We start from the raw sequence: 3,329 nt of genomic DNA, 5'->3' as shown, positions 1-3,329 counted from the left end.
GACGACGGAAGCAAGAACCGCGAGGAGTGCCCCCGCTGTGGCGACACCTTCCTCGCCGACCACGGCGACCGACTGCACTGCGGGAAGTGCAGTTACACCGAGTGGGAATAGCGAGCCGAACCGCTCTTTAGCCGCCGATACCGATCAGTAGCCAACTAGCCGTGAGTTCTCACACCCGCGTTCTCGGCATCGAGGGCACCGCCTGGGCGGCCAGCGCAGCCTGCTACGACGCCGGAACCGACGACGTTTTCATCGAGAGCGACGCCTACCAGCCCGACAGCGGCGGCATCCATCCCCGCGAGGCCGCCGAGCACATGCACGACGCCATCCCTCGAGTCCTGGAGACGGCCCTCGAGCACGCCCGCGAGACACACGACGGACCCGCGGACGAGCCGCCCGTCGATTGCGTCGCCTTCTCCCGCGGCCCCGGACTCGGCCCCTGTCTGCGGATCGTCGGGACGGCCGCGCGAGCGCTGGCCCAGTCGCTCGAGGTGCCGCTCGTGGGGGTGAACCACATGGTCGCCCACCTCGAGATCGGCCGCCACACCTCGGGCTTTTCGTCGCCGGTCTGTCTCAACGCCAGCGGGGCGAACGCACACCTGCTGGCGTACCGCAACGGTCGTTACCGAGTACTGGGCGAGACGATGGACACGGGCGTCGGCAACGCCATCGACAAGTTCACCCGCCACGTCGGCTGGTCCCACCCGGGCGGGCCGAAGGTCGAGGAGGCCGCAAGCGAGGGCGAGTACGTCGACCTACCGTACGTCGTCAAGGGGATGGACTTCTCCTTCTCGGGAATCATGAGCGCAGCCAAACAGCGGTACGACGATAGCGTTCCCGTCGAGGACATCTGCTACTCCCTCCAGGAGAATATCTTCGGCATGCTGACCGAAGTGTCTGAACGAGCGCTCTCGCTGACCGGCAGCGACGAACTCGTCCTCGGGGGTGGCGTCGGCCAGAACGCCCGCCTCCGGGAGATGCTCGAGGAGATGTGCGCCCAGCGGGGTGCGAGCTTTCACGCGCCCGAGCCCCGATTCCTGCGGGACAACGCGGGGATGATCGCCGTTCTGGGTGCGAAGATGTACGACGCCGGCGACACCCTGGCGATCGAGGAGTCGCGGGTGGATCCGGATTTTCGCCCCGATCAGGTACCCGTAACGTGGCGAGCGAGGAACGAACGGAGCGAGTTCCTCGGAAACGCAAGCGGCGACGAGAGGAGCCGCGGGCAGCGAGGCGTGAGCGAAGCGAACGCCTCGGAACAGCGAACGGCGACCGGAGGGAGCCGTGAGCGAGCCGACGAGAGCGACCTGACGCTCGGCCGCGAGGAGGGTAGTGTCCAGGGTGCCGAGGCGCTGGTCGACCTCGAGCCCGATGCGGGCCGGGTGACCAAGCGCCGTGAGCCCAAGACGTACCGCCACCCCGAACTCGACGAGCGGCTTCGGCGCGAGCGGACCCGCATCGAGGCCCGACTGACGAGCCTCGCCCGGCGGGAGGGAGTGCCGACGCCGGTGCTGTCGGACGTCGACGGGCACGAGTCGCGTCTCGAGTTCGAGTACGTCGGCCGGGAGGATCTCCGGACCGCGCTGTCACCCGAGCGGGTTCGCGAGGTGAGCCGGCACCTCGCGCGGCTCCACCGGGCCGGGTTCGTCCACGGCGACCTGACGACGCGAAACGCCAGAGTGAACGCGGACCGCACGTACCTGATCGACTTCGGGCTGGGCTACCACACGGACCACGTCGAGGACTACGCGATGGACCTGCACGTCTTCGACCAGAGCCTCGTCGGCACCGCCGAGGATCCGGAGCCCCTGCGGGAAGCGCTGCGCGAGGGCTATCGCGAGGAGGGCGAGGAACGGGTGCTCGAGCGCCTCGCGGACGTCGAGGGGCGCGGTCGGTACGTCGGCGACGCGTAGTCCGGTCGTGAGCGGGGGACGGTTGGCGGACGGCGTCGCCGACCGACCTGGGTTACTGCTTCGGAATGCCCAGCGGTCGCTTGCAGTTCTTGCAGTGAAGCAGGTTCCGGTTCCGGTAGAGGCGGAGGTTCTCCCCGTCGAACTCGATTTCGGACACCTCGTCTCCCTCCTCGAGTTGGTCTTTCGATTCGATAGTCGTCTCACAGTCGGGACAGGCAAGCTCGGACGTCATCCGTAGTGGTACGTGTTGGCAAGCCAAATAGCCTCGCGCTCGCGTCATCGATCCGGAATCGGGACGCTCTTGATCGAACTGAACGTGGTTCGACCGGTGAGCGACGTTCTCCTTACCGGCTACGAACCGTTCGGCGAGTTCGAGACCAACCCCGCCCGCCAACTCTCGCGGCGACTCGACGGATGTGATATCGGCGACTCGAGCGTCGCGGGCGTCGAACTCCCCGTTGTCTTCGATCGGGCGTCCTCGCGGCTCGAGGCCACCATCGACGAGCACGACCCCGAAATCGTCTGCGCGCTCGGGCTAGCGGGGGGCCGACCGACGCTCTCGCTCGAGCGCGTCGGAATCAACCTGCGGGACACCCGCGGCGTGCCGGACAACGAGGATCGCGAGGTCGTCGACGGACGAGTTGCGGCGGACGGTCCCGACGCCTACTTCGCGACGCTGCCGTGCCTGGAGATGAAAGAAGCGATGCGCGAGGCGGGCGTGCCGACGCGGCTCTCGACCGACGCCGGCACGCACTGCTGTAACGACCTGCTGTACGCCGCGCGCCACCTCGTCGAGACAACCGACCGCGCGTTTCGGACCGGGTTCGTTCACGTTCCCCTCTCTCACGAGGGGGCTGCGGCCCGCGACGAGGGCGAGCCGAGTATGGGCCTCGAGGCGATGGAACGAGGGCTTCGCGCGGGGCTCGAGGTCGCGGTCGAGGACGGTCCTGCTGGGGGCTCGGAGCCGTCGGCGTAGGCGTCGCTCGTTCGAGGGCCGTGCCGGCGCCCGATTTCGTCGCAGGCTGCGCACACAATACTCTTAATCGTGGACGACGTTCGGTCGCGCATGGCAGACAAGCCAACCTCCGGAGAGGTTTTCGGCGTACCGTACAACTTCGATCGGCCGAGCATGGGTCGGATGCTCTCCTCGTACTGGCAGCCCGGCGAGGGGATGCTCGTCGAGAAGCCGTTCGGCGTCGGCTACACGCTGAACCTCGCGAACTGGCGCTCGTGGATCGTCGTCGCGGTCGCCGGCGCGCTCCTCTGGCAGGAACAGCAGGGCGTCACCGAGGGGACGGAGGGCACCGAGGACGAGCCGGTAGAGGTCATCGTCGACGACGACGACTGATACGGATTGCTGTACCGATTTACCGGCGCAACCGCCGCACGGGTCGCGGTTGCGACGGTACTGACTTA

The 3,329-nt window shown here is 67.7% G+C and carries 5 protein-coding genes; 4 read left to right on the top strand and 1 reads right to left on the bottom strand.

From position 1 onward, the window contains the following. Together ACNA7R_RS19755 and ACNA7R_RS19750 are read left to right on the top strand one after the other, a co-directional pair. On the top strand, positions 1–111 hold a 111-nt coding region (locus ACNA7R_RS19755), incomplete at its 5' end, for a 30S ribosomal protein S27ae (protein WP_416285256.1). 50 nt (positions 112–161) lie between these two features. Then, entirely contained in the window at positions 162–1,913 is a 1,752-nt protein-coding gene (locus ACNA7R_RS19750) for a bifunctional N(6)-L-threonylcarbamoyladenine synthase/serine/threonine protein kinase (RefSeq protein WP_416285255.1), read from the top strand. A gap of 52 nt (positions 1,914–1,965) precedes the next feature. On the opposite strand, the gene ACNA7R_RS19745 is transcribed toward ACNA7R_RS19750, so the two are convergent. Then, the gene (locus ACNA7R_RS19745) at positions 1,966–2,145 is read right to left on the bottom strand and encodes a hypothetical protein (RefSeq protein WP_416285254.1); all 180 of its coding nucleotides are present in this window, start codon (positions 2,143–2,145) and stop codon (positions 1,966–1,968) included. A 96-nt stretch (positions 2,146–2,241) separates the two neighbouring features. Between ACNA7R_RS19745 and ACNA7R_RS19740 the strand changes: the two genes are divergently transcribed. Both ACNA7R_RS19740 and ACNA7R_RS19735 read left to right on the top strand, forming a co-directional pair. Continuing rightward, the gene (locus ACNA7R_RS19740) at positions 2,242–2,889 is read left to right on the top strand and encodes a pyroglutamyl-peptidase I (protein ID WP_416285253.1); all 648 of its coding nucleotides are present in this window, start codon (positions 2,242–2,244) and stop codon (positions 2,887–2,889) included. Between the two features lie 90 nt (positions 2,890–2,979). After that, entirely contained in the window at positions 2,980–3,261 is a 282-nt protein-coding gene (locus tag ACNA7R_RS19735) for a DUF5808 domain-containing protein (RefSeq protein WP_416285252.1), read from the top strand. Positions 3,262–3,329: the final 68 nt, after the last annotated feature.

Source organism: Natronococcus sp. (assembly GCF_047921035.1).
Classification (GTDB): domain Archaea; phylum Halobacteriota; class Halobacteria; order Halobacteriales; family Natrialbaceae; genus Natronococcus.
Note: the sequence above shows the minus strand (reverse complement) of the source record. Positions and strands in the feature narration are given on the sequence as shown.

What these genes read in the sequence shown, in the direction of transcription:
- ACNA7R_RS19745 (WP_416285254.1), bottom strand. Translation starts at nt 2,145, where the DNA reads ATGACGTCCGAGCTTGCCTGTCCCGACTGTGAGACGACTATCGAATCG.
- ACNA7R_RS19735 (WP_416285252.1), top strand. Translation starts at nt 2,980, where the DNA reads ATGGCAGACAAGCCAACCTCCGGAGAGGTTTTCGGCGTACCGTACAAC.